The organism is Klebsiella sp. FDAARGOS_511 (genome assembly GCF_003812845.1).
Taxonomy (GTDB): Bacteria; Pseudomonadota; Gammaproteobacteria; order Enterobacterales; family Enterobacteriaceae; genus Klebsiella; species Klebsiella grimontii.
In genome coordinates this window covers 2,079,347-2,105,281 of the sequence record NZ_CP033824.1, presented here as the reverse complement: position 1 = coordinate 2,105,281, position 25,935 = coordinate 2,079,347, and the positions used below count along the sequence as shown (strand labels likewise).

At 55.4% G+C, this 25,935-nt stretch carries 25 protein-coding genes, 3 tRNA genes and 1 pseudogene; 18 read left to right on the top strand and 11 right to left on the bottom strand.

Annotation, left to right across the window (positions count from 1 at the left end; all coding sequences use genetic code 11):
* Positions 1-6: 6 nt before the first annotated feature.
* Entirely contained in the window at positions 7-465 is a 459-nt protein-coding gene (locus EGY08_RS11090; protein WP_123828484.1) for a YbaK/EbsC family protein, read from the bottom strand.
* A 341-nt stretch (positions 466-806) separates the two neighbouring features.
* Between EGY08_RS11090 and EGY08_RS11085 the strand changes: the two genes are divergently transcribed.
* Positions 807-2,150: a PTS cellobiose transporter subunit IIC gene (locus EGY08_RS11085; protein ID WP_004128673.1), complete on the top strand. Its 1,344-nt coding sequence runs from the start codon at positions 807-809 to the stop codon at positions 2,148-2,150.
* Positions 2,151-2,197: 47 nt separating this feature from the next.
* Here the strand turns inward: EGY08_RS11085 and fhuF are convergent, their stop codons facing one another.
* The 3 genes and pseudogenes from fhuF to EGY08_RS31420 all read right to left on the bottom strand — a co-directional run.
* Positions 2,198-2,986 (bottom strand): siderophore-iron reductase FhuF, encoded by a 789-nt coding sequence (fhuF, locus tag EGY08_RS11080; protein ID WP_004128675.1) that lies wholly within the window; start codon positions 2,984-2,986, stop codon positions 2,198-2,200.
* A 108-nt stretch (positions 2,987-3,094) separates the two neighbouring features.
* Complete coding sequence (locus EGY08_RS11075) at positions 3,095-4,141, bottom strand: GGDEF domain-containing protein (protein ID WP_004128677.1); 1,047 nt, start codon at positions 4,139-4,141, stop codon at positions 3,095-3,097.
* Between the two features lie 92 nt (positions 4,142-4,233).
* Positions 4,234-4,299 (bottom strand): annotated as a pseudogene (locus EGY08_RS31420) (hypothetical protein); the annotation flags it as partial.
* A 104-nt stretch (positions 4,300-4,403) separates the two neighbouring features.
* Between EGY08_RS31420 and EGY08_RS11070 the strand changes: the two are divergent.
* A complete protein-coding gene (locus EGY08_RS11070; protein ID WP_004128679.1) occupies positions 4,404-4,643 on the top strand; it encodes a DUF1435 domain-containing protein in 240 nt (79 codons plus the stop codon).
* A 21-nt stretch (positions 4,644-4,664) separates the two neighbouring features.
* Here the strand turns inward: EGY08_RS11070 and EGY08_RS11065 are convergent.
* The 4 genes from EGY08_RS11065 to rsmC all read right to left on the bottom strand — a co-directional run bounded on the left by EGY08_RS11065 (position 4,665) and on the right by rsmC (position 6,178).
* Positions 4,665-4,751 (bottom strand) — tRNA-Leu (locus tag EGY08_RS11065).
* 31 nt (positions 4,752-4,782) lie between these two features.
* Positions 4,783-4,869 (bottom strand) — tRNA-Leu (locus tag EGY08_RS11060).
* Positions 4,870-4,897: 28 nt separating this feature from the next.
* Positions 4,898-4,984 (bottom strand) — tRNA-Leu (locus tag EGY08_RS11055).
* 165 nt (positions 4,985-5,149) lie between these two features.
* A complete protein-coding gene (gene rsmC, locus EGY08_RS11050) occupies positions 5,150-6,178 on the bottom strand; it encodes a 16S rRNA (guanine(1207)-N(2))-methyltransferase RsmC (protein WP_049114002.1) in 1,029 nt (342 codons plus the stop codon).
* 158 nt (positions 6,179-6,336) lie between these two features.
* On the opposite strand from rsmC, the gene EGY08_RS11045 reads away from it, so the two are divergent.
* The 13 genes from EGY08_RS11045 to deoD all read left to right on the top strand — a co-directional run bounded on the left by EGY08_RS11045 (position 6,337) and on the right by deoD (position 18,733).
* Entirely contained in the window at positions 6,337-6,750 is a 414-nt protein-coding gene (locus tag EGY08_RS11045) for a DNA polymerase III subunit psi (protein ID WP_004128684.1), read from the top strand.
* Positions 6,719-7,165, top strand: a complete 447-nt coding sequence (gene rimI / locus EGY08_RS11040) for a ribosomal protein S18-alanine N-acetyltransferase (protein WP_004128686.1) — start codon at positions 6,719-6,721, stop codon at positions 7,163-7,165. Before EGY08_RS11045 ends, rimI begins: the two co-directional genes overlap by 32 nt.
* Before the next feature lie 14 nt (positions 7,166-7,179).
* Positions 7,180-7,857: a pyrimidine 5'-nucleotidase gene (gene yjjG / locus EGY08_RS11035; protein WP_004128688.1), complete on the top strand. Its 678-nt coding sequence runs from the start codon at positions 7,180-7,182 to the stop codon at positions 7,855-7,857.
* Between the two features lie 92 nt (positions 7,858-7,949).
* A complete protein-coding gene (gene prfC, locus EGY08_RS11030; RefSeq protein WP_087828598.1) occupies positions 7,950-9,539 on the top strand; it encodes a peptide chain release factor 3 in 1,590 nt (529 codons plus the stop codon).
* A gap of 217 nt (positions 9,540-9,756) precedes the next feature.
* Entirely contained in the window at positions 9,757-10,368 is a 612-nt protein-coding gene (osmY, locus tag EGY08_RS11025) for a molecular chaperone OsmY (RefSeq protein WP_004128691.1), read from the top strand.
* Positions 10,369-10,491: 123 nt separating this feature from the next.
* Entirely contained in the window at positions 10,492-10,653 is a 162-nt protein-coding gene (locus tag EGY08_RS11020) for a DUF1328 domain-containing protein (RefSeq protein WP_003856556.1), read from the top strand.
* Positions 10,654-10,773: 120 nt separating this feature from the next.
* Positions 10,774-11,847: a patatin-like phospholipase family protein gene (locus EGY08_RS11015; RefSeq protein ID WP_004128693.1), complete on the top strand. Its 1,074-nt coding sequence runs from the start codon at positions 10,774-10,776 to the stop codon at positions 11,845-11,847.
* A complete protein-coding gene (locus EGY08_RS11010; RefSeq protein WP_004128696.1) occupies positions 11,844-12,623 on the top strand; it encodes a metal-dependent hydrolase in 780 nt (259 codons plus the stop codon). The genes EGY08_RS11015 and EGY08_RS11010 overlap by 4 nt, the downstream gene beginning before the upstream one ends.
* 145 nt (positions 12,624-12,768) lie before the next feature.
* On the top strand, positions 12,769-14,046 hold the full coding sequence (locus EGY08_RS11005; protein ID WP_123828483.1) for a NupC/NupG family nucleoside CNT transporter: 1,278 nt from the start codon (positions 12,769-12,771) through the stop codon (positions 14,044-14,046).
* Positions 14,047-14,460: 414 nt separating this feature from the next.
* The gene (gene deoC / locus EGY08_RS11000) at positions 14,461-15,240 is read left to right on the top strand and encodes a deoxyribose-phosphate aldolase (RefSeq protein WP_004128701.1); all 780 of its coding nucleotides are present in this window, start codon (positions 14,461-14,463) and stop codon (positions 15,238-15,240) included.
* A 77-nt stretch (positions 15,241-15,317) separates the two neighbouring features.
* Positions 15,318-16,640, top strand: coding sequence for a thymidine phosphorylase (gene deoA / locus EGY08_RS10995; RefSeq protein WP_049123169.1), 1,323 nt, complete (start codon positions 15,318-15,320; stop codon positions 16,638-16,640).
* Positions 16,641-16,692: 52 nt separating this feature from the next.
* Positions 16,693-17,916: a phosphopentomutase gene (deoB, locus tag EGY08_RS10990; protein ID WP_004128706.1), complete on the top strand. Its 1,224-nt coding sequence runs from the start codon at positions 16,693-16,695 to the stop codon at positions 17,914-17,916.
* Between the two features lie 94 nt (positions 17,917-18,010).
* Positions 18,011-18,733, top strand: a complete 723-nt coding sequence (deoD, locus tag EGY08_RS10985; protein WP_004098401.1) for a purine-nucleoside phosphorylase — start codon at positions 18,011-18,013, stop codon at positions 18,731-18,733.
* A 57-nt stretch (positions 18,734-18,790) separates the two neighbouring features.
* Here deoD and lplA read toward each other — a convergent pair whose 3' ends face one another.
* Together lplA and EGY08_RS10975 are read right to left on the bottom strand one after the other, a co-directional pair.
* Positions 18,791-19,807 carry a lipoate--protein ligase LplA gene (gene lplA / locus EGY08_RS10980; protein WP_004128708.1) on the bottom strand — a complete coding sequence of 339 codons (1,017 nt, stop codon included), beginning with the start codon at positions 19,805-19,807 and terminating at the stop codon, positions 18,791-18,793.
* 10 nt (positions 19,808-19,817) lie between these two features.
* A complete protein-coding gene (locus EGY08_RS10975) occupies positions 19,818-20,459 on the bottom strand; it encodes a YtjB family periplasmic protein (RefSeq protein ID WP_004128710.1) in 642 nt (213 codons plus the stop codon).
* A 104-nt stretch (positions 20,460-20,563) separates the two neighbouring features.
* Here EGY08_RS10975 and serB point away from each other — a divergent pair, with 104 nt between their 5' ends.
* From serB to nadR, 3 genes are read left to right on the top strand one after another with little or no spacing between them, the layout of a single operon-like run.
* Complete coding sequence (gene serB / locus EGY08_RS10965) at positions 20,564-21,535, top strand: phosphoserine phosphatase (RefSeq protein ID WP_123828482.1); 972 nt, start codon at positions 20,564-20,566, stop codon at positions 21,533-21,535.
* A 9-nt stretch (positions 21,536-21,544) separates the two neighbouring features.
* The gene (gene radA / locus EGY08_RS10960) at positions 21,545-22,927 is read left to right on the top strand and encodes a DNA repair protein RadA (protein ID WP_004128714.1); all 1,383 of its coding nucleotides are present in this window, start codon (positions 21,545-21,547) and stop codon (positions 22,925-22,927) included.
* Positions 22,928-22,948: 21 nt separating this feature from the next.
* Positions 22,949-24,181 (top strand): multifunctional transcriptional regulator/nicotinamide-nucleotide adenylyltransferase/ribosylnicotinamide kinase NadR, encoded by a 1,233-nt coding sequence (gene nadR, locus EGY08_RS10955; RefSeq protein WP_004128716.1) that lies wholly within the window; start codon positions 22,949-22,951, stop codon positions 24,179-24,181.
* Positions 24,182-24,254: 73 nt separating this feature from the next.
* Here nadR and ettA read toward each other — a convergent pair whose 3' ends face one another.
* Positions 24,255-25,922 carry an energy-dependent translational throttle protein EttA gene (gene ettA / locus EGY08_RS10950; protein ID WP_014227837.1) on the bottom strand — a complete coding sequence of 556 codons (1,668 nt, stop codon included), beginning with the start codon at positions 25,920-25,922 and terminating at the stop codon, positions 24,255-24,257.
* Positions 25,923-25,935 lie beyond the last annotated feature (13 nt).

The window sequence follows — 25,935 nt, the reverse complement described above, 5'->3', positions numbered from 1 at the left end:
GATCTATTAAAGACAAACATCAATCCACTTAGCATCAGTCAACTGCGCCATCCGCTCGGGTGAAATGCGAACGGCGCTATGAATTGATCCTGCTGCTGGCAGCACTTCCGGGTACTGCCTCAGTGAAATATCGCAGTACACCGCCAGCGGAACTTCCAGGCCAAAGGGGCAGACGCCGCCAATAGGGTGTCCCGTTAGCGTAATGACCTCATCGCTGCTGAGCATGCGCGCTTTGGCGCCGAAGGCTTCCTTTAGTTTTTTATTATCCAGGCGCGCATCGCCTTTTGCGACAACGAGCACAACCCTGTCTTTTATTTTTAAAGACAGGGTCTTGGCTATTTGCCCGGGTTCAACGTTATGCGCCGCTGCGGCTAATGTTACCGTGGCCGTGCTCTGAGTAAGTTCGATGATTTCGATATCGGGGGCGTGGTCAGCAAAAAACTGCCGCACGGACTGCAGACTCATTGGAATCTCCTGATTAAGGCTTGTTAAAAATCTGTCACAAGCTTCGCAAAGTGTAAATATCTCTCGTTGATAATCAAGATTCTTTCTAATTTCTGGATCTCCTTCACATTCGCCGCAACCGGTTACTGTAACCGGTTGCGGTTATTCATAGAGACATGAATACTGACAAGGTAACTTCCCTGCGTCACCTATAACAAAAGAGCCGAAGATGAATCGAACGTACCTGAGCACTAAAGCCTGCGGGCTATCAAATCTGGTCGCTCACTCGCAGAAGCGGATTCATCACAGCGGCAAGATAATCGTTGTTGGGCCTGTTCATCTAGCCTGTCAGGAGGGCTGCTATGTCTGCTAACCATGCTGCATTTAATCTGATATTTCGCTTCGTAGAAAATTACATCAGCCCTGTCGCCGGGCGCATCTCGTCTCAGCGCCACGTGATGGCTATCCGCGACGGTTTTATCTCCGCCATGCCGTTTATGATTGTCGGCTCTTTTCTACTGGTATTCGCTTATCCGCCGTTTTCACCGGATACCACATGGGGATTTGCCCGCGCCTGGCTGGATCTGGCAAAAGAGTTTGAAGGGCGAATTCTGACGCCGTTCGATATGACGATGGGTATTATGTCGATCTATATTTGCGCCGCGATCGCCTATAACCTCGGTAAGCATTACGAAAAAACCAATCAGCTCGACCCCTTTATGTGCGCCATGCTGTCGATTATGGCCTTCCTGCTGGTGGCGGCGCCAAAAACGAACGGCAACCTGCCGGTAGATAGCCTGGGAGGAACCGGGATATTTACGGCGATTCTTGTGGCGGTCTATTGCGTTGAAATGATGCGTTTCCTGAAAGCGCATAATATTGGTATTCGCCTGCCGGATCAGGTGCCGCCGATGATCAAAAACTCGTTTGATCTGCTGATCCCGGTACTGGTTGTTGTCCTGACGCTGTATCCCCTGAGCCTGCTTATTCAGCATCATTTTGATATGCTGATCCCTCAGGCCATTATGGCTATCTTTAAACCGCTGGTTTCCGCAGCCGACTCGCTGCCCGCAATTTTACTGGCGGTCCTGGTGGGCCACCTGCTGTGGTTTGCGGGTATCCACGGTGCGGCTATTGTTTCTGGCATGCTGCAGATGTTCTGGCTCACTAACCTCGGCATGAACCAGCAGGCTCTGGCGCAGGGTGCTCCACTGCCGCATATCTTTATGGAAGCGTTCTGGACATTCTTTATTGTGATTGGCGGTTCTGGAGCGACGATGGGGCTTGTGTTCTGCTATCTGCGTAGCCGCTCCGCGCATCTGCGGTCAATTGGCCGCCTGAGCGTGGTGCCAAGCCTGTTTAACATCAACGAGCCGGTCATTTTTGGCACGCCTATCGTGATGAACCCGGTGTTCTTTATTCCCTTCCTGCTGGCGCCGATGGTCAATGCCGTGCTGGCCTGGGCCGCCATGAAGATGGATCTCATTGGCCGGGTGATTTCGGTTGTGCCGTGGACCGCCCCGGCACCGATTGGCGGCGCATGGGCGCTGGGTTGGGATTTTCGGGCGGCGATTCTGGTGGTTGTCCTCGCGTGCGTTTCCGCGATTATCTACTTCCCGTTCTTCAAGGTTTATGAGAAACAGCTGTTAGCGCAAGAGGCCGAAGAGGCGCAGCGCATCGCGGAAGAGAGCCAGCAGACGGCATAAAAGCAAACGGGCGGCTGAAATAGCCGCCCGTTGACGTTATCAAAAGATCATTTCAGCGTGCAGTCCCCGCACTGCTGCACATCCGGCAGGCGATAGCGCTGGCAGCAGGTGCGGCGCACCAGCTGCCCTTCACGTAAAACCACGGTTCGCCACAGCGGGTTATCTTCGCCGTTGGATAGCTGTTTTTCGAAGAAGCAGTGCTGGCGTAGAGCGGCCACTTTTTCATCTCCCAGCAATGTTTTCATTTCTCCCAGATACCAGTTAATCAGGTAGCCAGTATTGTTCCAGATAAGCTTGCCATTAATATCGCCGGTGGCTTCAAGCGCCTGCACGACGGGTTGTAAAGCCGTGATGACCAGCTTTTCTATCCGGGACTGCGCGGGCTCTGTCGGGGAAGTACCTGCTGAATGAATATCAATCCAGAAACAGGCGGCGCGGCCTGACTCATGAAACTCGACGCGCACATGTTCCGGCGCCAGGCTAATGGCGCGATCTTCGCTCAACAGCGCCAACATTAAAGGGGGCACCAGTAAACCGATGTACCATTGCGCCCAGAGGGACAGCAGCGGTTTTTGCTCACGGGGTTGACTGGGCTGGTGACGATAAATATGGTCGGACCAGGTCGCGATGAACGAACTCAGCGTCGAGGGTTGTGACCATTCAGCCAGGGTTAGCGCATGGGGAGGGGCTTCTTCATTCAGACGGAGAAAATCCAGCAGATGGGGGCGTAACACGGTAATTTTGTCGCGTATTGAATTTGCCAGTTCACGGTCAGCCGAAGGGAGCGGTGCCCGCCAGATGATCTCAGTGTTGAATGCGAGTGAACGGTAAGCCATCGAGTGCCAGATACAAATCTAAATGATAATGATTTCTGATACTAATGCCGTGGTCCCGGCTTGGCAAGCGATTTGTCCGCGCGGCGACTTCTGCCGCGCGGTAAAGGATTAGCTGGCGAGAATGACGTTTCTTCCCATATTTTTGGCTTCGTAGAGCGCGTTATCCGCCCGTTTCAGGGCGCTGTCAATATCAGCATCCACCAGCGGCGTCATACCGACACTGATAGTCACATTGGTCGCGACGCTTTCGTTAAACATATGCGGGATTTTCAGATCATAGACCCGCTGACGAATCCGCTCTGCGGCCTGAAGAGCATTTTCTGCGCTGCTGCTGGTCAACAGCACCATGAACTCTTCGCCGCCAAAGCGGGCTACGATATCGCGTGAGCGCACAGCGTTACGAATGGCGGCGGAAACCTGAATCAATGCCTGGTCGCCCATCATATGCCCATAGTGGTCGTTGTAGGCTTTAAAATGGTCAATATCCAGCAGCAGGACGTAATGTCCGGCGCTGTCCAGAGAGAGGACGGTGTCGAGACGATTTTGCAAACCCCGACGGTTATACAAACCGGTAAGCGGATCCAACATACTGAGATCGTTAAGGGTATTACGTTCCTCCAGCAGCTTATCCATAAGTCCCTGGGTGAATATATCGCTGCGTTTCTGAATTAAGCTTTGCAGGGTGATGCCCGCAATAGGCAACAAGAAGCACCAGGACATGCGCAACCACTGTTCTCCGCCGCCCAGAATCAGGCAGGTAAAGTAGGTTGGTATAGAGTGCAAAGTAAAGCCAATGATATTGCTGGAAAAAGCAATAGTGCCAATAAATAACACGCTTAATAAGGCGATTACCAGGTAGTTAAAATGCGGCGGACCCATCATCAATGCTTTTAGCGCAACGTGCCATGCCCAAAGCAGGCCAAATATCAGAGAAATAATCGGAATATTTATTTTGTGCTGAGAGAATTTACAGTGCCATAGCAGCAGAACCGTGCTGCAGGCAACTATCAGAAAACAGGGTAATGTAAAAGTGATGACGGTAAAGAGCGGGCTGACAAGGGATAAGACGGATGAAACTAAATTAAGCAGTAAAAATAGCCGTAAGGAATACTGATATTTCTGTTCGTAATGGGAGCGCCAGGATTGTGCAGTCATGTCGGAGTTGTCATTATTAATCGTTAAAATTCAATGTGATATTAGTTTGAAGTGAATAATAAAAAACAGTGCGCAAAATAAGGTTTTTACGAAATAATCAGATTATTTAATATATAATTTCTTTTGCTTAATTTATCACCTTCATGAATGTATGTCATTACCGCAAACGTAAAGAATAAAGACTTCCCGTTTCCCTGACATGACAAATGATAAAAATTATCATATGATATTGGTTATCATTATCGCTATTAGAGGCAAAAACATGTTGCAGCGAACTTTAGGGAGTGGATGGGGCGCGGTGATCCCTGGCGTACTGATTGCCGCACTCGGGTTTGCCGATTTGTCGGTCGATGCCTGGCGCGCATTGGTGGCGCTGGGAATGCTCATGTCAGCGATCATGATTTGGCACCGTCAGCTACGACATTTTGTTTTGCTGCCGTCATGCGTGGCGTTAGTCAGTGGAATGATGCTGATTGTAATGAATATAAAGCTGATGGGATAAAACAGAAGGAGTTAAGAATATTGGTGCGAGGGGGGGGACTTGAACCCCCACGTCCGTAAGGACACTAACACCTGAAGCTAGCGCGTCTACCAATTCCGCCACCTTCGCACAGTATTCTTAATTTTTGATATCGCCTCGTTGGTGCGAGGGGGGGGACTTGAACCCCCACGTCCGTAAGAACACTAACACCTGAAGCTAGCGCGTCTACCAATTCCGCCACCTTCGCCCAGTGCGAGCAATATCAATGTGGATTATGGTGCGAGGGGGGGGACTTGAACCCCCACGTCCGTAAGGACACTAACACCTGAAGCTAGCGCGTCTACCAATTCCGCCACCTTCGCATACCATCGACACTATGAAAGTATCGTTACCACGGAGGCGCATTCTAGTGGTTTTCAGCTATTCGTCAATAGTTAATTGTATCAGTTGGATTGATTGTTGCAAAAATGGGCGGTCAGGTAGGGGAAACATCGGCGACCAGCGGCTGCTGGCGCCGAAAAATGGGGTTATTTCTTCGCCTGACGGGTCATCACCGTTCGGTAGACCTTAAAGCGGCCCGTTTGGGCAATCACTTCATGGAAGCCGAAGATCTCATCCAGCACGTTCGGATAGGGCAGGAAGGCGTTGGCGACAATGCGTAGCTCTCCGCCGCTGTTGAGATGACGAACTGCGCCGCGGATCAGGGTTTGCGCGGCCTCCAGGCTGGTCTGCAGACCATCGTGGAAAGGCGGGTTGGAGATAATCATGTCGAAGCGGCCGTTCACTTCAGAGAAGACGTTGCTGGCGAACACTTCCCCTTCGATGCCGTTAGCGGCGAGCGTAGCGCGGCTGGCTTCTACTGCCGGCGCGCTGACGTCGCATAACGTTAAGCGAACTTTAGGCGAGTGGCTGGCCAGTACGGTTGCCAGCACGCCAGCGCCGCAGCCGACGTCCAGAACTTTACCTTTGGTATGCGGGGTGAGCGTGGAAAGCAGCAACTGGCTACCAATATCCAGCCCGTCGCGGCTGAAGACGCCGGGAAGCGTTTTAATCGTCAAATTTTCCAGCGGATACTCGCCCCAGTACTGTTCGGGATCGAACGCGGGCTGTTTCTCCAGACGACCGTGATACAGCCCACAGCGGCGCGCGCTGTCGATTTTGCTCAGCGGCGCATACTCCGCCAGCATCTGCTCGGCGCTGCGTACGCCGCTGCGGTTCTCGCCAACCACGAAAATATCAACACCGGTCGGCAGCAGCGAAAGCAGGTTCATCAGCTGAAACTGCGCTTCCGGTTTATTCTTTGGCCAGTAGTAGATCAGCGTATCGCAATCGGCGACATCGCCAGCCTCTGCGACCAGGCTATAGCGGGCATTTTCGCCCATCTGGCGGCTCAGTACCTGCCAGTGGTGGAACTGCTGGGTATGGGCGCGGCTGGCAGCCGTGTCCAGACGTGCGGGCAGGTCATCCTGCAGGTCACCGGCAAACAGAACGCGGGCGGACTCGAAATCATCACTGTGGCGCAGCAAGACTTCACTTGCCGGGGTAAAAGCGGACATGAAACACTCCTTCATTGAGACTGGCGCCGATTATACACGTTATCTTTCAGGCTGCCTCTTTGTTGGCGGTGGGACGCGCTTCGAGCGCCGCGTAGTTTGTTGGCGCAGATACGACGGATTTGCTATATTGCGCGCTTGATTAACAGGAGTGTTTCGCTATGACATCCCGACGAGACTGGCAATTACAGCAGCTGGGTATTACCCAGTGGTCGCTGCGTCGTCCTGGGGCGTTACAGGGTGAAATCGCTATCTCGCTTCCTGGACACATTCGCCTGGTGATGGTAGCGGAAGAACCGCCATCGCTGAGCGAACCGCTTATCAGCGATATTCTGCGCGCGCTGGCCCTGACGCCGGGGCAGGTGATGCAGCTGACGCCTGAGCGCGTTGCGATGCTGCCTCAGGACGCACGCTGTAATAGCTGGCGGCTGGGCACCGACGCGGCGCTACCGCTGGCGGGCGCACAGATCGCCACGCCTGCTTTCGATGAACTTCAGACCAGCACGCCTGCTCGCATGGCGCTCTGGCAACAGATTTGCGCACATGAACACGATTTCTACCCTCAACCCGGCTGATTTGCCCCGCGCCTGGCAAATTGAAACGCGCGCCCACGCTTTTCCGTGGAGCGAACAGACGTTTGCCAGTAATCAGGGCGAGCGCTATCTGAATCTTCAACTGTCCGTGGACGGCGTGATGGCGGCTTTTGCCATTACGCAAATCATCCTCGACGAGGCGACGCTGTTCAATATTGCCGTCGACCCTGCCTTTCAGCGTCGTGGTCTGGGCAGGGAACTGCTGGAACAGGTGATTGATGAGGTCGAAAAACGCGGCGTCGTCACGCTGTGGCTGGAGGTGCGCGCGTCTAACGTCGCCGCCATCGCGCTCTATGAAAGCTTAGGCTTTAACGAGGCGACGATTCGCCGCAACTATTACCCCACGGTCGACGGACGTGAGGACGCAATCATTATGGCACTGCCAATCAGTATGTAAGACAAGGTGATACGATGAAGTGGGACTGGATTTTCTTTGATGCCGATGAAACGTTATTTACGTTTGACTCATTTAGCGGCCTACAGCGGATGTTTCTCGACTATAGCGTGACGTTCTCCGCAGAGGATTTTCAGGACTACCAGGCCGTGAATAAGCCGCTGTGGGTGGATTATCAAAACGGCGCCATTACTTCGCTTCAGCTGCAGCATCAGCGCTTTGACGGTTGGGCGGAGCGCCTGAACGTCCCTCCCGGCGAGCTGAACGCCGCATTTATGAACGCGATGGCGGAGATCTGTTCGCCGCTGCCGGGGGCCGTATCGCTGCTCGATTCGCTGCAGGGGAAGGTGAAAATGGGCATTATCACCAACGGTTTTACCTCGCTACAGCAGACGCGTCTTGAACGTACAGGTTTACGCGATCACTTTGATTTGTTGATTATCTCCGAAGAGGTTGGGGTGGCTAAGCCGGATGCGCGTATTTTTGACTATGCGCTGGCGCAGGCGGGCAACCCCGATCGTTCGCGGGTGCTGATGGTTGGCGATACCGCTGAGTCTGATATTCGCGGTGGCGTAAATGCCGGCCTGGCGACCTGCTGGTTCAACCCCCATCAGCGCGAGCTGCCCGCGGACCTCCGCCCGGACTGGACGGTCACCTCTTTAAGCGAACTGGAGCAACTCCTGTGTAAACACTGATTGCCTCCCCCCCATTGATGGGTAAAATAGCCGCAATTTTTTCGTATTCAACATGCGCGGCGCGTTGCCGCGTTTACTAAGAAGATTGAATTATGACGTTGTCTCCTTATTTGCAGGAGGTGGCTAAGCGCCGCACTTTTGCCATTATTTCTCACCCGGATGCCGGTAAAACGACCATTACTGAAAAGGTTCTGTTATTCGGACAGGCTATTCAGACTGCCGGTACGGTAAAAGGTCGCGGCTCCAGCCAGCATGCGAAATCTGACTGGATGGAGATGGAAAAGCAGCGCGGTATCTCCATCACCACGTCCGTGATGCAGTTCCCCTATCACGACTGCCTGGTTAACCTGCTGGATACCCCGGGGCACGAAGACTTCTCCGAAGATACCTACCGTACCCTGACGGCGGTTGACTGCTGCCTGATGGTTATCGATGCCGCGAAAGGCGTCGAGGATCGTACCCGTAAGCTGATGGAAGTCACCCGTCTGCGCGATACGCCGATCCTGACTTTTATGAACAAACTTGACCGCGACATCCGTGACCCGATGGAGCTGCTGGATGAAGTGGAAAACGAGCTGAAAATCGGCTGCGCGCCGATCACCTGGCCGATTGGCTGCGGCAAACTGTTCAAGGGCGTTTACCATCTTTATAAAGATGAAACCTACCTGTATCAGACCGGTAAAGGCCACACCATCCAGGAAGTACGCATCGTGAAAGGGTTGGATAACCCGGAGCTTGATGCCGCGGTGGGTGAAGATCTGGCGCAGCAGCTGCGCGATGAGCTGGAGCTGGTGCAGGGCGCGTCTAACGAATTCGATAAAGAGCTGTTCCTGGCGGGCGAAATTACGCCGGTATTCTTCGGTACCGCGCTGGGCAACTTTGGCGTTGACCATATGCTGGACGGTTTAGTGGAGTGGGCGCCTGCGCCGATGCCGCGTAAAACCGACACCCGCACGGTGGAAGCCTCGGAAGATAAGTTCACCGGCTTCGTGTTTAAAATTCAGGCCAACATGGACCCGAAACACCGCGACCGCGTGGCCTTTATGCGCGTGGTTTCCGGTAAATACGAGAAAGGCATGAAGATGCGCCAGGTGCGTATCGGCAAGGACGTGATGATCTCCGACGCGCTGACCTTTATGGCCGGCGACCGTTCGCACGTGGAAGAAGCGTATCCGGGCGATATCCTGGGTCTGCATAACCACGGCACCATTCAGATTGGCGATACCTTCACCCAGGGTGAAATGATGAAGTTCACCGGTATCCCGAACTTCGCCCCGGAACTGTTCCGCCGCATTCGCCTGAAAGATCCGCTCAAGCAGAAACAGCTGCTGAAAGGGCTGGTTCAGCTCTCTGAAGAGGGGGCGGTGCAGGTGTTCCGTCCGATCGCCAATAACGATCTGATCGTTGGCGCGGTGGGTGTGCTGCAGTTTGATGTGGTTGTTGCTCGCCTGAAGAGCGAATACAACGTTGAGGCGATTTACGAGTCCGTCAACGTCGCGACCGCACGCTGGGTGGAATGTAGCGACGCGAAGAAATTCGAAGAGTTTAAGCGTAAGAACGAAATTCAGCTGGCGCTGGATGGTGGCGATAACCTGACTTATATCGCCCCGACCATGGTTAACCTGAACCTGACGCAGGAACGGTACCCTGACGTCCAGTTCCGTAAAACCCGCGAGCACTAATCCTCTCCGGAGCGCGGTTTTCGCCGCGCTCCACGTCATTTTCCCCTCGGTTTGCCCTTTCTGGAAAGTTCTTAATTCTTACCGTTTTGCGCGCTTTTTTACCCGATCATGCCGCACTCTTCTGCGTATCTACTACATTTAATAAGTAATTTTTGGAATCCTGGCTTAATAGTCTACTTATTTTGCTTTACCTGCTTAGATATAACGAGGAAAAACGATGACAAGACTTAAGAGCGGCAAGACACTCCTGGCCCTCTTCCTGGGCTCAGCAATAATCAGCGCTTCGGCGTATGCGGAAAACTCGACCGTAGACAGCGCGAAATCCGCAGCAAGCAATGCCGGGCAAGCCGTTGATAATTCGATGAACAAAGTCGGGAATTTTATGGACGACAGCACCATCACCGCCAGGGTGAAAGCGGCGCTGATCGATCATAAAGATATTCGCAGCACCGATATCTCTGTGAAAACTGAAAATAAAGTCGTCACCTTAAGCGGTACGGTTGACAGTTCAGAGCAGCATAAGCAGGCGCTTAGCGTTGCGAAAGCGGTTGAAGGCGTGACCTCCGTTAACGACAAGCTTAGCGTACAGAACGAAAAATCTGCTTCGCTGAAGGGCTATGCCGGCGACACGGCGGTGACCAGCGAGATCAAAGCGAAATTGCTGGCTGACGATATCGTTCCGTCGCGTAACGTGAAGGTTGAGACCACCGATGGCGTTGTACATTTATCCGGTACGGTCGAGTCCAGTAAGCAGTCGGAGCGGGCGGAAGGTATTGCGAAAGCCGTTTCCGGCGTCAAAAGCGTGAAGAATGACCTTAGCGTCAAATAAATCTATTCACTAAAAAATTTATTCTGCGGTCTTTCCGCAGGATGTGTAGCACCACAGGGTTGTGTATGCGCGGCCTGAGTGCGCAGAAAATCGACCGTCATTAACTATGGTAAGGAGAGACGTATGTTTAGATGGGGCATTATTTTTCTGGTGATCGCGTTAATTGCCGCCGCTCTGGGCTTTGGTGGCCTGGCGGGTACCGCTGCCTGGGCTGCGAAAATTGTCTTCGTTGTCGGTATTATCCTGTTCCTGGTCAGCCTGTTTACCGGCCGTCGGCGTCCCTAGACGTTAACGCGTGAAATACCGTCTTACATAAAGCCAGTCAATGTGACTGGCTTTCTCAGTTTCAGGGCGTTAAAAATTGCGTTACCTTTGTTTTTATAATAAGCCAGACAGGAAAGCAGGGTGGGGCAGCGAATTCCCGTTACGTTGGGCAACATTACGCCGTTATCTGTTAAACCCTTCCAGCCGGGCAGGCTCGCACTGGTGTGCGAAGGCGGGGGGCAGAGAGGGATTTTTACCGCCGGGGTGCTGGACGAATTTATGCGCGCGGGATTCAACCCGTTCGACATGATGTTCGGTACCTCTGCCGGGGCGCAAAATCTCTCGGCCTATCTGTGCAACCAGCCCGGCTATGCCCGCAAAGTGATCACCCGCTACACCACCGCCCGCGAGTTTTTCGACCCGATGCGTTTTGTGCGCGGCGGAAATCTTATCGATCTTGACTGGCTGGTCGACACCACCTCGAAAAAGATGCCGCTGGCGATGGCCTATGCTGAAGATTGTTTTGCCCAGGGCAAAGAGTTCTGGATGTGCGCCTGTCGCGGCGATGATTACACGCCAAACTACTTTTCCCCCACTCAGCAGACCTGGCTTGACCTGATTCGCGCCTCCAGCGCCATTCCCGGTTTTTACCGCAGCGGCGTGCTGCTGGATGGCGTGAGCTATCTTGACGGCGGCGTCAGCGATGCGATCCCCGTCCAGGAGGCAGCCCGTCGAGGGGCGCAAACCATCGTGGTGATCCGTACCGTTCCGTCCCAGATGTACTACACCCCGCAGTGGTTTAAACGGATGGAGCGCTGGCTTGGCGAAAGTAGTCTGCAGCCGTTTGTGAATCTGGTGCAGCATCACGAAACTACCTATCGCTCCACGCAAGAGTTCATTGAAAAACCGCCGGGTAAGCTGAGAATTCTGGAAATTTATCCGCAGAAGCCGTTGAAGAGTATGGCGTTAGGCAGCCGTCTTCCGGCGTTGCTGGAGGACTACAAGACCGGGCGCCAGTGCGGGCGCTACTTTCTCGCTACCGTCGGTAAACTGCTGGCCGACAGACCGCCGCTGCTGCGCCACGCGCCGCGTATTGCGGTACCGAAAACGGTCGTTATTCCGCCAGCGCCGGTGGCCAATGAGATCCCTCAGGCGCCGGTCATCGCGGCGGTGCAGGCCAATGATGCCAGCTTTGAAAATGAGGACCTGGCGTGACCCTACGATTTATTGATACTCACTGCCATTTCGATTTTCCCCCTTTCACCGGCGACGAAAGCGCCAGCATTGCCCGGGCGGCGGAGGCTGGCGTGACGCAGATCGTGGTACCTGCGACAGAAGCGGATAACTTTGCCCGCGTGTTAGCGCTGGCGGGGAAATATGATGAGCTCTACGCCGCCTTAGGCCTCCACCCGATAGCGATTGAACGGCATAGCGCAGAGAGTCTTGAACGGCTTGAAGCCTGCCTGGCGAAACGCGATGCTAAGCTGGTCGCGGTTGGGGAAATCGGTCTCGATCTCTATCGCGAAGATCCGCAGTTTGAGCGTCAGGTTTCTGTATTTGAGGCGCAGATGCGGCTGGCGAAACGCTACGATTTGCCGGCGATCCTCCACTCCAGACGCACTCACGACAAGCTGGCGATGCTGCTGAAAAAGCACGCTTTACCGCGAACCGGCGTAGTGCACGGTTTTGCCGGTAGCCTTCAGCAGGCGGAGCGGTTTGTGCAACTGGGCTACAAGATTGGCGTTGGTGGCACAATTACCTATCCGCGCGCCAGTAAGACCCGCGCTGTGATGGCGCAGCTGCCGCTTTCGGCGCTGCTGCTGGAGACCGATGCGCCGGATATGCCATTGAACGGTTTTCAGGGGCAGCCGAACAGGCCAGAACGGGCGGCTCGCGTCTTCTCCACCTTATGTGAGCTACGCCCGGAGCCCGCGGAAGAGATAGCTAATACCCTGATTGATAATACAAATGCGATTTTTGCGCTCCCATAACGCTTTTTTGAGTGACCTGTGTCTCATTCCTGCCTTTTTATCTCATTGTTTTGCTTAAAATGTGTGAGCTGAAATGAGCATGATGGTTTCATGCCGTTATAATCGCGGGGTTTTAGGCTGAACTCTCAATACACAGGGACTCTGTATGCAAATTATCATGGGACTTATCGGCATGGTGGTGTTGTTAGCCATCGCTGTGCTCCTCTCCAGTAATCGAAAAGCCATCAACCTGCGTACCGTCCTCGGCGCCTGGATTATCCAGGTGGGGATCGGCGCGTTAATTCTCTACGTGCCGGCCGGGCGCACGGCGCTGCTGGCCATGTCGAATGGCGTTGCTAACGTGATTGCTTACGGCAATGAAGGGATCGGCTTTATCTTTGGTGGGCTGGTTTCCGACAAGATGTTTGAAGTCTTCGGCGGTGGCGGGTTTGTTTTTGCCCTGCGCGTCCTGCCAGTCATTGTCTTCTTCTCGTCGCTGATCGCCGTGCTTTATTACCTCGGCATCATGCAATGTGTTATCCGCATTCTCGGCGGGGCGCTGCGGGCGGTACTGAAAACCTCGCGCACGGAATCGCTCTCTGCCACGGCGAACATCTTTGTTGGCCAGACCGAAGCGCCGCTGGTGGTGCGTCCATATATCGCCACCATGACCCGTTCCGAGCTCTTTGCGGTGATGTGCGGGGGCCTGGCCTCGGTTGCGGGCTCCGTTCTGGCCGGTTACGCGCAGATGGGCGTACCGCTGGAATACCTGATTGCCGCTTCGTTTATGGCGGCCCCGGGCGGCCTGCTGTTTGCGAAGATTATCGTGCCGGAAACCGAGCAGCCCCGGGACAACCCGGCGATGGATAAAAATGACGCCGATCCGCAGGCGCCGGCGAACGTGTTGGATGCCGCTGCATCTGGCGCGGCTTCCGGGATGCAGCTGGCGCTGAACGTCGGGGCGATGCTGCTGGCGTTTATCGCGCTGATTGCCCTGGTTAACGGTATTCTCTCCGGCGTGGGCGGCTGGTTTAACCATCCGGACCTGTCGCTGCAAATGATCCTCGGCTGGGTCTTCTCGCCGCTGGCGTGGGTGATTGGCGTGCCGTGGAATGAAGCCACCGTTGCCGGCTCGTTTATCGGCCAGAAGCTGATTATCAACGAGTTTGTGGCCTATATGAATTTCGGTGAATACCTGAAAGCCGACGCCGAGGTCGCTGCCGCCGGTTTGCAGGTGATTTCAACTCACACCAAGGCCATCATCTCGTTTGCCCTGTGCGGTTTTGCCAATCTGTCATCCATTGCGATCCTGATTGGCGGACTGGGCGGCATGGCGCCTAATCGCCGTCAGGAAATTGCCCAGCTGGGTATGCGGGCCGTGGCGGCGGGGACACTGTCTAACCTGATGAGCGCCACGATAGCGGGCGTATTCCTCGCGCTGTAACGCCCTCTTGCACGCTAAGAACCCCGCGGCATTGCCGTCGTGGGGTTCTCACTTCAGAATGTTAAAATCCTATCATTATATAATTCTTTATTTATCAGTATGTAATGATCTTTATGGCCTTTTTTTGCACAAAATGCCCGTGTCGGTATCGTGGCTTGTTGCCTGATGGTGTTATAATAATAACATTGATTCGGAGTGGCGATTCCTGATTATGCTTAAAGAGAGTCTGGCATTGGAAGAGCACGGATTAGGCTTTGTTATGTGATTTGTATCACTATACAGTAATGCAAATTAGTAATTAGTTTTCATTAACTGTGATGTGTATCGAAGTGTAGCGGCGAGGGAATGTTACAATAGTAACAGACTCGCAAGGTGAACAAACTTTAAAACGGCACTACGCCGTCGGAGTATGAAATGACTGATTTAACGGCAAGCAGCCTGCGCGCGTTGAAACTGATGGACCTGACCACCCTGAATGATGACGACACCAATGAAAAAGTGATCGCGCTGTGTCACCAGGCCAAAACACCGGTAGGGAATACTGCTGCAGTATGCATCTACCCGCGCTTTATCCCGATCGCGCGTAAAACGCTGAACGAGCAAGGTACCCCGGATATTCGTATCGCGACGGTGACCAACTTCCCGCACGGTAACGATGATATTGATATCGCGCTGGCGGAAACCCGCGCGGCGATCGCTTACGGCGCTGACGAAGTTGACGTCGTGTTCCCTTATCGTGCGCTAATTGCGGGCAATGAACAGGTCGGTTTTGACCTGGTGAAAGCCTGTAAAGAAGCCTGCGCGGCAGCAAACGTGCTGCTGAAAGTGATTATCGAAACCGGCGAATTGAAAGAAGAAGCGCTGATTCGTAAAGCGTCTGAAATCGCTATCAAAGCCGGCGCCGACTTCATCAAAACCTCTACCGGTAAAGTTCCGGTGAACGCGACCCCGGAAAGCGCGCGCATCATGCTGGAGGTCATCCGCGATATGGGCGTTCAGCAGAGCGTCGGCTTCAAGCCAGCAGGCGGCGTGCGTAGCGCAGAAGACGCGCAAAAATTCCTCGCGATTGCTGATGAGCTGTTCGGTGCCGACTGGGCCGACTCTCGCCACTACCGTTTTGGCGCCTCCAGCCTGCTGGCAAGCCTGCTGAAAGCGCTGGGTCACGGCGATGGTAAGAGCGCCAGCAGCTACTAAAACGTAATTTGCCGACCTCAAGGCCGGATGCTGTCCGGCCTGCGGTTGGTCTTTGACTCTTTCCCCGGGAGGTTATCTTGTTTCTCGCACAAGAAATTATTCGTAAAAAACGTGATGGTCATGCGCTGAGCGATGAAGAAATTCGCTTTTTCATCAACGGTATCCGCGATAACAGCGTCTCAGAAGGGCAGATCGCCGCGCTGGCGATGACCATTTTTTTCCACGATATGTCTATGCCGGAACGCGTTTCGCTGACCATGGCGATGCGGGATTCAGGAACCGTTCTGAACTGGAAGCATCTTAACCTTAATGGCCCCATCGTCGATAAACACTCCACCGGCGGCGTAGGCGATGTGACCTCGCTGATGCTGGGGCCGATGGTTGCGGCCTGCGGCGGCTATGTGCCGATGATCTCCGGGCGCGGCCTCGGGCACACCGGCGGTACGCTCGATAAGCTGGAGGCGATTCCGGGGTTCGATATTTTCCCGGACGATAGCCGCTTCCGCGAAATCATTAAAGATGTCGGTGTCGCGATTATCGGGCAGACCAGCTCTCTGGCACCGGCTGACAAACGTTTTTACGCCACGCGCGATATCACCGCGACGGTGGACTCTATCCCGCTGATTACCGCCTCGATTCTCGCCAAAAAGCTGGCGGAAGGCCTGGACGCGCTGGTGATGGATGTCAAAGTCGGCAGCGGCGCCTTTATGCCTACTTATGAACTTTCCGCCGCGCTGGCTGAAGCTATCGTCGGGGTATCCAACGGCGCCGGCGTGCGAACGACCGCGCTGTTAACCGATATGAATCAGGTGCTGGCTTCCAGCGCCGGTAATGCGGTGGAAGTGCGTGAAGCCGTGCAGTTCCTCACCGGCGAGTACCGCAATCCGAGGCTGCTTGAGGTGACGATGGCGCTATGCGTCGAGATGCTGATTTCCGGCAAGCTGGCGGAGAACGACGCCGACGCGCGGGCGAAGCTACAGGCGGTGCTGGATAACGGTAAAGCCGCAGAAGTCTTCGGCCGGATGGTGGCGGCGCAAAAAGGGCCGAACGACTTCGTGGAAAACTACGATAAGTATCTACCGTCCGCGATGCTGAGCAAAGCGGTCTATGCCGAAGGCGAAGGGTTTGTCGCCGAAATGGACACCCGCGCGCTGGGCATGGCGGTGGTGTCAATGGGCGGCGGTCGCCGTCAGGCATCGGATCTGATTGATTACAGCGTCGGTTTCACCGATATGGTTCGCCTCGGCGCGCGTATCGACGCACAGCAGCCGCTGGCGGTTATCCATGCTAAAGACGAAAACAGCTGGCAGGAAGCGGCCAAAGCCGTGAAAGCGGCCATTAAACTTGACGATAAAGCGCCTGAAATGACGCCGACGGTCTATCGTCGTATCACCGAATAGTTATATACTGATCTGATCGCTTTTTTGCAGCGCAAAAGGTACGGAGAATAATATGAAACGTGCATTTATTATGGTGCTGGACTCATTCGGCATCGGTGCGACTGAAGACGCCGATCGCTTTGGCGACGTCGGTTCAGACACCATGGGCCATATTGCAGAAGCCTGCGCCAAAGGCGAGGCTGACAATGGCCGCAAAGGCCCGCTCAATCTACCGAATCTGACCCGTCTGGGGCTGGTTAAAGCCCATGAGGGTTCTACCGGTAAAATTGCCGCCGGTATGGACGGCAACGCGGACGTTATCGGCGCTTACGCATGGGCGCATGAGCTCTCTTCAGGCAAAGACACCCCGTCAGGCCACTGGGAAATCGCCGGCGTACCGGTTCTCTTTGACTGGGGCTATTTCCCCGAGCATGAAAACAGCTTCCCGCAGGAGCTTCTGGATAAACTGGTTAAGCGCGCCAACCTGCCGGGCTACCTCGGCAACTGTCACTCTTCCGGTACCGTTATCCTCGACCAGTTGGGCGAAGAGCATATGAAAACCGGCAAGCCGATTTTCTATACCTCCGCTGACTCGGTATTCCAGATTGCCTGCCATGAAGAGACCTATGGTCTCGATAAGCTGTACGAGCTGTGTGAAATCGCGCGTGAAGAGCTGACCGAAGGCGGCTACAACATTGGTCGCGTGATCGCGCGTCCGTTTATCGGAGACAAAGCCGGCAACTTCCAGCGCACCGGTAACCGCCACGATTTGGCCGTTGAGCCGCCGGCGCCGACGGTACTGCAGAAGCTGGTCGACGAGAAAAAGGGCCAGGTTGTATCGGTGGGTAAAATCGCCGATATCTACGCCAACTGCGGTATCACTAAAAAAGTGAAAGCGACGGGCCTGGATGCGCTGTTTGACGCCACCATCAAAGAGATGAAAGAAGCGGGGGACGAAACCATCGTCTTCACCAACTTCGTAGACTTCGACTCTTCCTGGGGCCACCGCCGCGACGTTGCAGGCTATGCCGCAGGGCTGGAGCTGTTCGATCGCCGTCTGCCGGAGCTGATGGCGCTGGTCGGGGAAGATGACATTCTGATCCTGACCGCCGACCACGGCTGCGACCCGACCTGGACCGGTACCGACCATACTCGTGAACACATTCCGGTGCTGATCTATGGCCCGAAAGTGAAGCCGGGCTCGCTGGGGCACCGTGAAACCTTCGCTGATATTGGCCAGACCCTGGCGACGTACTTCGGTACCTCTGCGATGGAATACGGCAAAAACATGCTGTGATTATTTGCCCGGTGAGCGACGCTCCCCGGGCCTTTTTTGTAGGCCTGATAAGGCGCTGCCGCCAGCAGGCAACAACATTCAGAAGGATTTAACGATGGCTACTCCACACATTAATGCAGAAATGGGCGATTTCGCTGACGTTGTGCTGATGCCGGGCGACCCGCTGCGCGCGAAGCACATTGCAGAAACGTTCCTTGAAGATGTTCGTGAAGTGAACAACGTGCGCGGTATGCTGGGCTTCACCGGTACCTATAAAGGCCGCAAAATTTCCGTTATGGGTCACGGTATGGGGATCCCGTCCTGCTCCATTTACGCAAAAGAGCTGATCACCGACTTCGGCGTAAAAAAAATCATTCGCGTAGGCTCCTGCGGCGCGGTGCGTATGGACGTTAAGCTGCGCGACGTGGTTATCGGCATGGGTGCCTGCACCGACTCTAAAGTTAACCGTATGCGTTTTAAGGACCACGACTTTGCGGCGATTGCCGACTTTGGCATGGTGCGTAACGCGGTTGACGCGGCAAAAGCGCTGGGCGTTGACGCTCGCGTGGGCAACATTTTTTCCGCTGACCTGTTCTATGCGCCGGACGGCGGTGAAATGTTCGACGTGATGGAAAAATACGGCATCCTGGGCGTGGAAATGGAAGCGGCCGGGATCTACGGCGTCGCGGCGGAATTTGGCGCTAAAGCGTTGACCATCTGCACGGTCTCCGACCACATCCGTACCCACGAGCAGACCAGCTCCGCTGAACGTCAGACGACCTTCAACGACATGATTAAAATCGCGCTGGAATCCGTTCTGCTGGGCGATAAAGAGTAATCATCTCTTCCTCCCTCTCCCTATGGGAGAGGGCCGGGATGAGAGGCTCTGACCGCGCTAGCGCACCGCGCCGGCAATCCATGCCGACAGCTCCCGTAGCGCTTTCTCCTGCTCCGGGAAATCCGCCAATAACGCCTCGCACTCCTGTTGCAGTATATCCGCGCGGTAGAGGCAACCCTGCAATCTGGTAGCCAGCGCCTCCAGCGGCGCCGGGTTGAGGCTGTCGGTAAAAATCTGCGTGCGCGTGATATGGCCTTTTTCAACATCGAAATGGAGCTCTACGCCGCCCCAGGTAAAACGTTCATCCAGCAGATGGCTAAAGGCGGGCGCCTGGCCAAAGTTCCACTCCCAACTGCTCTGTCGCGCAAAGGTTGCGGGAAAATTCGGCAGGTCCGGCATTTTCTCCGGAGAGATAACTTCGGCCTCTACGCGCTCGCCGTAATGGGCGAAGAACGCCTCCTGAATCGCCTCGCAAACCTGCTGATGGGTAATGCCCGGCAGCAGCTCGACCAGATTGGCTACCCGTCCGCGCACGGAGGTAATGCCTTTGGCCTGCAGCTTCTTCTTATCGGGATTGAGGTAGTTGGCCAGGCGGCTTAAATCGGCGTTCAGCAGCAGCGTACCGTGGTGAAAGCCGCGATCCATCGTTTCGCGATAGGCGGAACCGGAGACCTTGCGCTCGCCGTCGGCGGTTTTGACCACCAGATCGTTACGGCCCGAGGCTTCCGCCGTGACGCCCAGCGCATTCAGCGCCGACAGGACGATATTCGTGGAAACGGTTTTATCGTACTCCGGTTTGCCAGCCATAAAGGTAAAGCAGGTATTGCCCAGATCGTGGAATACCGCGCCGCCGCCGCTGCTGCGACGCGCCAGGCGCACGTTATCTTCTTCCATGCGTCGGGTATTGCACTCTTTCCACGGGTTTTGCGCCCGGCCAATGACCACCGTATCGGCATTGCGCCACAGGAACAGCACCCGCTGAGTGGCGGGCATCTGGCGAAAAATAGACTCCTCAACCGCCAGGTTGAACCAGGGGTCGTAAGAGTCAGAGAGCAGCAGGCGCAGCGTAGACATAGTGATTTCCTTATTCTGATTCATCTTTATCTTCATCCTGCACCGGCTTATTGGCGGTGAGCAGGAAAGGCGATTGCTGCCAGCGGGTACGTTTCCCCTGCAGCAGGGTGCGCGTCAGGACGACGCCGATGGCCAACGATAGCAGCAGCATCAGACGCAGGATATTGGTGGTATTATCGACCTGCTGCGCTTCGGTGGCTAAGGTATGGGTATCCAGCGTCAGGCGCAGGTAGCCGAGCGGGCCGTTTTTACCCTGGATAGGCTCGACGATTTGCTGGTTGAAGTAACCGCCCGCTTTTTTACCGTCCAGCGCCAGCCGATCGCGTACCTCGACGCTTTCGCCGGAACGCGCCACCAGGTCGCCCTGTTCGTCATAAACGCCGGCGTCGAGGATGCGACTTTTGTGGGTAAGCTGTTCCAGCAGCTGGCTAATCCGCTTTTCATCAGGCGTTTCGCTACGCAACAGCGGCGCCAGGTTTAGCGTGACCTGCTGGGCGAGCGTGCGTGCCAGTTCTTCCAGCTGCGGATTGCGCTGCTTCTGACTGTTCTGGCTGAACCAGGAGGCCCCCTGCATCAGGGCGACGAGGAGTGCGAGACAGATCAGAACAATTACCGCGCGATGCAGTCGGAATTTAAGTTTTGCGCGTACCATATTCCACCTTTGAAAATTTGCAGCTTAATGTTGCCAGAAGCGCTGGTTACAAGGTAGCCTCATGCGTTATTTTCCTCGCCTGAATGAAGTTATGTGGAGCCGTGATGCCAAACAGTTTGACCTGGTGCGACCTGCCTGAAGATGTTTCCCTGTGGCCTGGATTGCCGCTTTCCCTGAGCGGTGATGAGGTCATGCCGTTGGACTATCATGCCGGACGCAGCGGTTGGCTGCTGTATGGTCGCGGCATTAACAAGCATCGTCTGACCGAGTGGCAGCGCGAGCTGGGCGCGGCGCTGGTTATCGTCGCCTCCTGGGCGGTTGACGACTACCAGGTGATGCGGCTGGCGGGCTCCCTTACGCTTCGTGCCACCCGTCTGGCCCATGAGGCCGGGTTTGACGTGGCGCCGCTGGGCAAAATCCCGCATTTACGTACGCCGGGCTTACTGGTCATGGATATGGACTCGACGGCGATTCAAATTGAGTGTATCGATGAAATCGCCAAACTGGCCGGGACCGGCGAGCTGGTCTCGGAAGTGACCGAGCGCGCGATGCGCGGCGAACTTGATTTCACCGCCAGCCTGCGCCAGCGCGTGGCGACCCTGAAAGATGCCGATGCCAGCATTCTGCTGCAGGTGCGCGAAACGCTACCGCTGATGCCGGGGTTGACCCAGTTGGTGCTGAAGTTGGAAACGCTTGGCTGGAAGGTGGCGATCGCCTCCGGCGGCTTCACCTTCTTTGCCGAATATCTGCGCGACAAGCTGCATCTCGACGCGGTGTTCGCCAACGAACTGGAGATCAGGGAGGGTAAGCTGACCGGCAACGTCATCGGCGATATTGTCGATGCGAAATATAAAGCCAATACGCTGCGTAAACTGGCGGAAAAGTATGAGATCCCGCCGGCGCAAACCGTCGCCATTGGCGATGGCGCAAACGATCTGCCGATGATTAAAGCGGCAGGGCTCGGCATTGCCTATCATGCTAAGCCAAAAGTTAATGAACTGGCGGAAGTGACAATCCGCCACGCTGACCTGATGGGGGTATTCTGTATTCTCTCCGGCAGCATGAATCAAAAGTAAGAGGTTAACGTGGCGAAAGCTCCAAAACGCGCATTTGTCTGTAATGAATGCGGTGCGGATTATCCGCGCTGGCAGGGGCAGTGCAGCGCCTGTCATGCCTGGAATACCATAACCGAGATGCGCATTGCCGCTTCGCCGCAGGTGGCAAGAAACGAACGCTTGTCAGGGTATGCCGGTAATGCTGGCGTGTCGAAAGTGCAGAAGCTCTCCGATATCAGCCTGGAAGCACTGCCGCGTTTTTCTACCGGATTTAAAGAGTTTGACCGCGTGCTCGGCGGCGGCGTGGTGCCGGGGAGCGCGATTCTGATCGGCGGCAATCCCGGCGCGGGTAAGTCGACGCTGCTGCTGCAAACCCTGTGTAAGCTCGCCGAAGGCATGAAAACGCTCTACGTCACCGGGGAAGAGTCGCTTCAGCAGGTGGCGATGCGCGCTCACCGTTTAGGCCTGCCGACGGCCAATCTGAATATGCTGTCAGAAACCAGCATTGAGCAGATTTGCCAGATTGCCGATGAAGAAAAGCCGCAGCTGATGGTTATCGACTCCATCCAGGTAATGCATATGGCCGACGTGCAGTCGTCGCCGGGGAGTGTGGCCCAGGTGCGCGAAACGGCGGCCTATTTAACGCGCTTTGCCAAGACGCGCGGCGTGGCTATCGTCATGGTCGGCCACGTTACCAAAGACGGCTCGCTGGCCGGGCCGAAAGTGCTGGAGCATTGTATCGACTGCTCCGTGCTGCTCGACGGCGACGCCGACTCTCGTTTCCGCACCCTGCGCAGCCATAAAAACCGCTTCGGCGCGGTCAACGAGCTGGGCGTATTCGCCATGACCGAGCAGGGTCTACGTGAAGTGAGCAACCCCTCGGCCATCTTTTTGAGCCGCGGGGACGAAGTGACTTCCGGTAGTTCGGTGATGGTGGTCTGGGAAGGCACGCGACCGCTGCTGGTGGAGATCCAGGCGCTGGTCGATCACTCGATGATGTCCAACCCGCGCCGCGTGGCGGTGGGGCTGGAGCAGAACCGTCTGGCGATCCTGCTGGCGGTTCTGCATCGTCACGGCGGTCTGCAGATGGCCGACCAGGACGTCTTCGTCAACGTGGTTGGTGGGGTGAAGGTCACCGAAACCAGCGCCGATCTGGCGCTGCTGCTGGCGATGGTTTCCAGCCTGCGCGACCGTCCGCTGCCCCAGGACCTGGTGGTTTTTGGCGAAGTGGGTCTCGCAGGTGAAATTCGCCCGGTGCCGAGCGGCCAGGAGCGTATTTCAGAAGCGGCTAAGCATGGCTTTCGTCGGGCGATTGTTCCGGCAGCGAATGTGCCGAAAAAAGCGCCGGAAGGGATGCAAATCTTTGGCGTGAAAAAGCTTGCGGACGCACTTAGCGTCTTTGACGACTTATAATAAGTGAAAAGGAGACTCGCTATGTCGTCATTTGACTATTTAAAAAGCGCCATTAAGCAGAAGGGTTGTACGCTACAGCAGGTAGCTGACGCCAGCGGGATGACAAAAGGCTATCTGAGCCAGCTGCTGAACGCGAAAATTAAAAGCCCCAGCGCGCAGAAGCTGGAAGCGCTGCACCGGTTTCTCGGGCTGGAGTTTCCGCGTCGGCAAAAAAGCGTTGGCGTGGTATTTGGTAAGTTTTACCCGCTGCATACCGGACACATCTACTTGATTCAGCGCGCCTGTAGCCAGGTCGATGAGCTGCATATCATTATGGGCTACGACGATCCCCGTGACCGTGAGCTGTTTGAAAAAAGCGCGATGTCGCAGCAGCCGACCGTACCTGACCGCCTGCGCTGGCTGCTGCAAACCTTCAAATACCAGAAGAACATCCGCATCCACGCCTTCAATGAAGAGGGAATGGAACCCTATCCGCACGGCTGGGACGTCTGGAGCCGCGGGATCCGCGCCTTTATGAGCGAGAAGGGCATCGAGCCTAACTGGATCTACACCTCGGAAGAGGGCGATGCGCCGCAGTATCTGGAGCATCTGGGTATTGAAACCGTTCTGATCGATCCTAAACGCACCTTTATGAACATCAGCGGCGGACAGATTCGTGAAAACCCGTTCCGCTACTGGGAATATATTCCTACCGAAGTGAAGCCGTTTTTCGTGCGCACGGTGGCGATTCTCGGCGGTGAGTCGAGCGGTAAGTCGACGCTGGTGAATAAGCTATCCAATATCTTTAATACTACCAGCGCCTGGGAATATGGCCGCGACTACGTCTTTTCGCACCTCGGCGGCGATGAGATGGCGCTGCAATACTCCGACTATGACAAAATTGCCCTCGGTCACGCGCAATATATTGATTTCGCGGTGAAATATGCCAACAAGGTGGCGTTCATCGACACGGACTTTGTCAGCACCCAGGCGTTCTGTCTCAAGTACGAGGGGCGGGAACATCCCTTTGTTCAGGCGCTGATCGACGAATATCGTTTTGACCTGGTCATCCTGCTGGAAAACAACACGCCGTGGGTGGCCGACGGTTTACGTAGTCTTGGCAGCTCGGTAGACCGCAAGGAGTTTCAGACGATGCTGGTGTCGTTGCTCAAAGAGAATGAGATAGATTTTGTGCATGTGAAAGAGGCCGATTACGATGCCCGCTTCCTGCGCTGCGTTGAGCTGGTAAAAGAGATGATGGGCGAGCAGGGATAGCTAAGCTCCTCTGCGTCACCCACAGGGTGAGGAGCAACCACCAAAAAGGGCAACCTGCGTTGCCCTTTTGCTTTTATTTCGCGATACGTTTGTACTTGATACGCTTCGGCTCCAGCGCATCGGCGCCGAGGGTGCGTTTCTTGTACTCTTCGTATTCGGTAAAGTTACCTTCGAAGAACTCCACCTTACCTTCATCCTGGTAGTCCAGAATATGGGTCGCGATGCGGTCGAGGAACCAACGGTCGTGCGAGATGACCATCGCGCAGCCCGGGAACTCCAGCAGGGCGTTTTCCAGCGCGCGCAGGGTTTCGATATCCAGGTCGTTGGTCGGTTCATCGAGCAGCAGGACGTTACCGCCCACCTGCAGCAGCTTCGCCAGATGCAGACGGCCGCGCTCACCGCCGGACAGCTCGCCAACGCGCTTGCCCTGGTCAACGCCTTTGAAGTTAAAGCGGCCCACGTAGGCGCGGCTTGGCATCTCGGTGTTGCCAATTTTCATGATATCCAGCCCGCCGGAAACTTCTTCCCATACGGTTTTGCTGTTGTCCATGGCGTCGCGGAACTGATCGACGGAGGCCAGCTTGACGGTTTCACCCAGGGTGATTGAACCGGCATCAGGCTGTTCCTGACCGGACATCATGCGGAACAGGGTCGATTTACCCGCGCCGTTAGGACCGATGATGCCGACGATAGCGCCTTTCGGTACCGAGAAGCTCAGGTCGTCAATCAGCAGGCGGTCGCCATAGGACTTACGCAGGTTGCTAACTTCAACCACTTTATCTCCCAGACGTGCGCCTGGTGGAATAAACAGTTCGTTGGTCTCGTTACGCTTCTGGTACTCGACGTTGTTAAGCTCTTCAAAGCGCGCCAGACGGGCTTTGCCCTTAGACTGACGGCCTTTCGCGCCCTGACGGACCCACTCCAGCTCTTTCTCGATTGACTTACGGCGCGCCGCTTCCTGAGATGCTTCCTGCGCCAGACGCTGATCTTTCTGCTCCAGCCAGGAGGAGTAGTTACCTTCCCACGGAATACCTTCGCCGCGGTCCAGCTCAAGGATCCAGCCGGCGACGTTATCGAGGAAGTAACGGTCGTGGGTGATCGCCACCACGGTGCCTTCGAAGTCGTGCAGGAAGCGTTCCAGCCAGGCCACGGACTCTGCGTCCAGGTGGTTGGTTGGTTCGTCGAGCAGCAGCATGTCTGGCTTTTCCAGCAGCAGGCGGCACAGCGCGACGCGGCGGCGCTCACCACCGGACAGATTGGCGATTTTCGCGTCCCAGTCCGGCAGACGCAGGGCATCCGCTGCGCGCTCAAGCTGGACGTTCAGGTTATGGCCATCGTGCGCCTGGATAATCTCTTCGAACTTGCCCTGCTGAGCGGCGAGCTTATCAAAGTCGGCATCCGGCTCCGCGTATTTGGCGTACACCTCGTCCAGGCCTTTCAGCGCATTGACCACTTCGGCCACTGCTTCTTCAACCGACTCACGTACGGTCTGCTCCGGATTGAGCTGCGGCTCCTGTGGCAGATAGCCGATTTTCAGACCTGGCTGCGGACGCGCTTCGCCTTCGATATCGGTATCGATGCCGGCCATAATACGCAGCAGGGTCGACTTACCGGCGCCGTTCAGGCCGAGAACGCCGATTTTTGCGCCTGGGAAAAAGCTCAGGGAGATATTTTTCAGAATATGACGTTTCGGCGGAACCACTTTGCCGACACGATGCATGGTATAAACGAATTGAGCCACGTTGGACTTCGCC

Bases quoted from the DNA above. Each gene is read 5' to 3' on its own strand.
- prfC (WP_087828598.1), top strand. From the start codon at position 7,950: ATGACGTTGTCTCCTTATTTGCAGGAGGTGGCTAAGCGCCGCACTTTT.
- yjjG (WP_004128688.1), top strand. From the start codon at position 7,180: ATGAAGTGGGACTGGATTTTCTTTGATGCCGATGAAACGTTATTTACG.
- deoC (WP_004128701.1), top strand. From the start codon at position 14,461: ATGACTGATTTAACGGCAAGCAGCCTGCGCGCGTTGAAACTGATGGAC.
- rimI (WP_004128686.1), top strand. From the start codon at position 6,719: ATGAACACGATTTCTACCCTCAACCCGGCTGATTTGCCCCGCGCCTGG.
- EGY08_RS11075 (WP_004128677.1), bottom strand. From the start codon at position 4,141: ATGACTGCACAATCCTGGCGCTCCCATTACGAACAGAAATATCAGTAT.
- osmY (WP_004128691.1), top strand. From the start codon at position 9,757: ATGACAAGACTTAAGAGCGGCAAGACACTCCTGGCCCTCTTCCTGGGC.
- EGY08_RS11085 (WP_004128673.1), top strand. From the start codon at position 807: ATGTCTGCTAACCATGCTGCATTTAATCTGATATTTCGCTTCGTAGAA.
- EGY08_RS11005 (WP_123828483.1), top strand. From the start codon at position 12,769: ATGCAAATTATCATGGGACTTATCGGCATGGTGGTGTTGTTAGCCATC.
- EGY08_RS11090 (WP_123828484.1), bottom strand. From the start codon at position 465: ATGAGTCTGCAGTCCGTGCGGCAGTTTTTTGCTGACCACGCCCCCGAT.
- fhuF (WP_004128675.1), bottom strand. From the start codon at position 2,986: ATGGCTTACCGTTCACTCGCATTCAACACTGAGATCATCTGGCGGGCA.
- EGY08_RS11070 (WP_004128679.1), top strand. From the start codon at position 4,404: ATGTTGCAGCGAACTTTAGGGAGTGGATGGGGCGCGGTGATCCCTGGC.
- EGY08_RS10975 (WP_004128710.1), bottom strand. From the start codon at position 20,459: ATGGTACGCGCAAAACTTAAATTCCGACTGCATCGCGCGGTAATTGTT.
- serB (WP_123828482.1), top strand. From the start codon at position 20,564: ATGCCAAACAGTTTGACCTGGTGCGACCTGCCTGAAGATGTTTCCCTG.
- rsmC (WP_049114002.1), bottom strand. From the start codon at position 6,178: ATGTCCGCTTTTACCCCGGCAAGTGAAGTCTTGCTGCGCCACAGTGAT.
- nadR (WP_004128716.1), top strand. From the start codon at position 22,949: ATGTCGTCATTTGACTATTTAAAAAGCGCCATTAAGCAGAAGGGTTGT.
- EGY08_RS11045 (WP_004128684.1), top strand. From the start codon at position 6,337: ATGACATCCCGACGAGACTGGCAATTACAGCAGCTGGGTATTACCCAG.
- deoD (WP_004098401.1), top strand. From the start codon at position 18,011: ATGGCTACTCCACACATTAATGCAGAAATGGGCGATTTCGCTGACGTT.
- EGY08_RS11020 (WP_003856556.1), top strand. From the start codon at position 10,492: ATGTTTAGATGGGGCATTATTTTTCTGGTGATCGCGTTAATTGCCGCC.
- lplA (WP_004128708.1), bottom strand. From the start codon at position 19,807: ATGTCTACGCTGCGCCTGCTGCTCTCTGACTCTTACGACCCCTGGTTC.
- deoB (WP_004128706.1), top strand. From the start codon at position 16,693: ATGAAACGTGCATTTATTATGGTGCTGGACTCATTCGGCATCGGTGCG.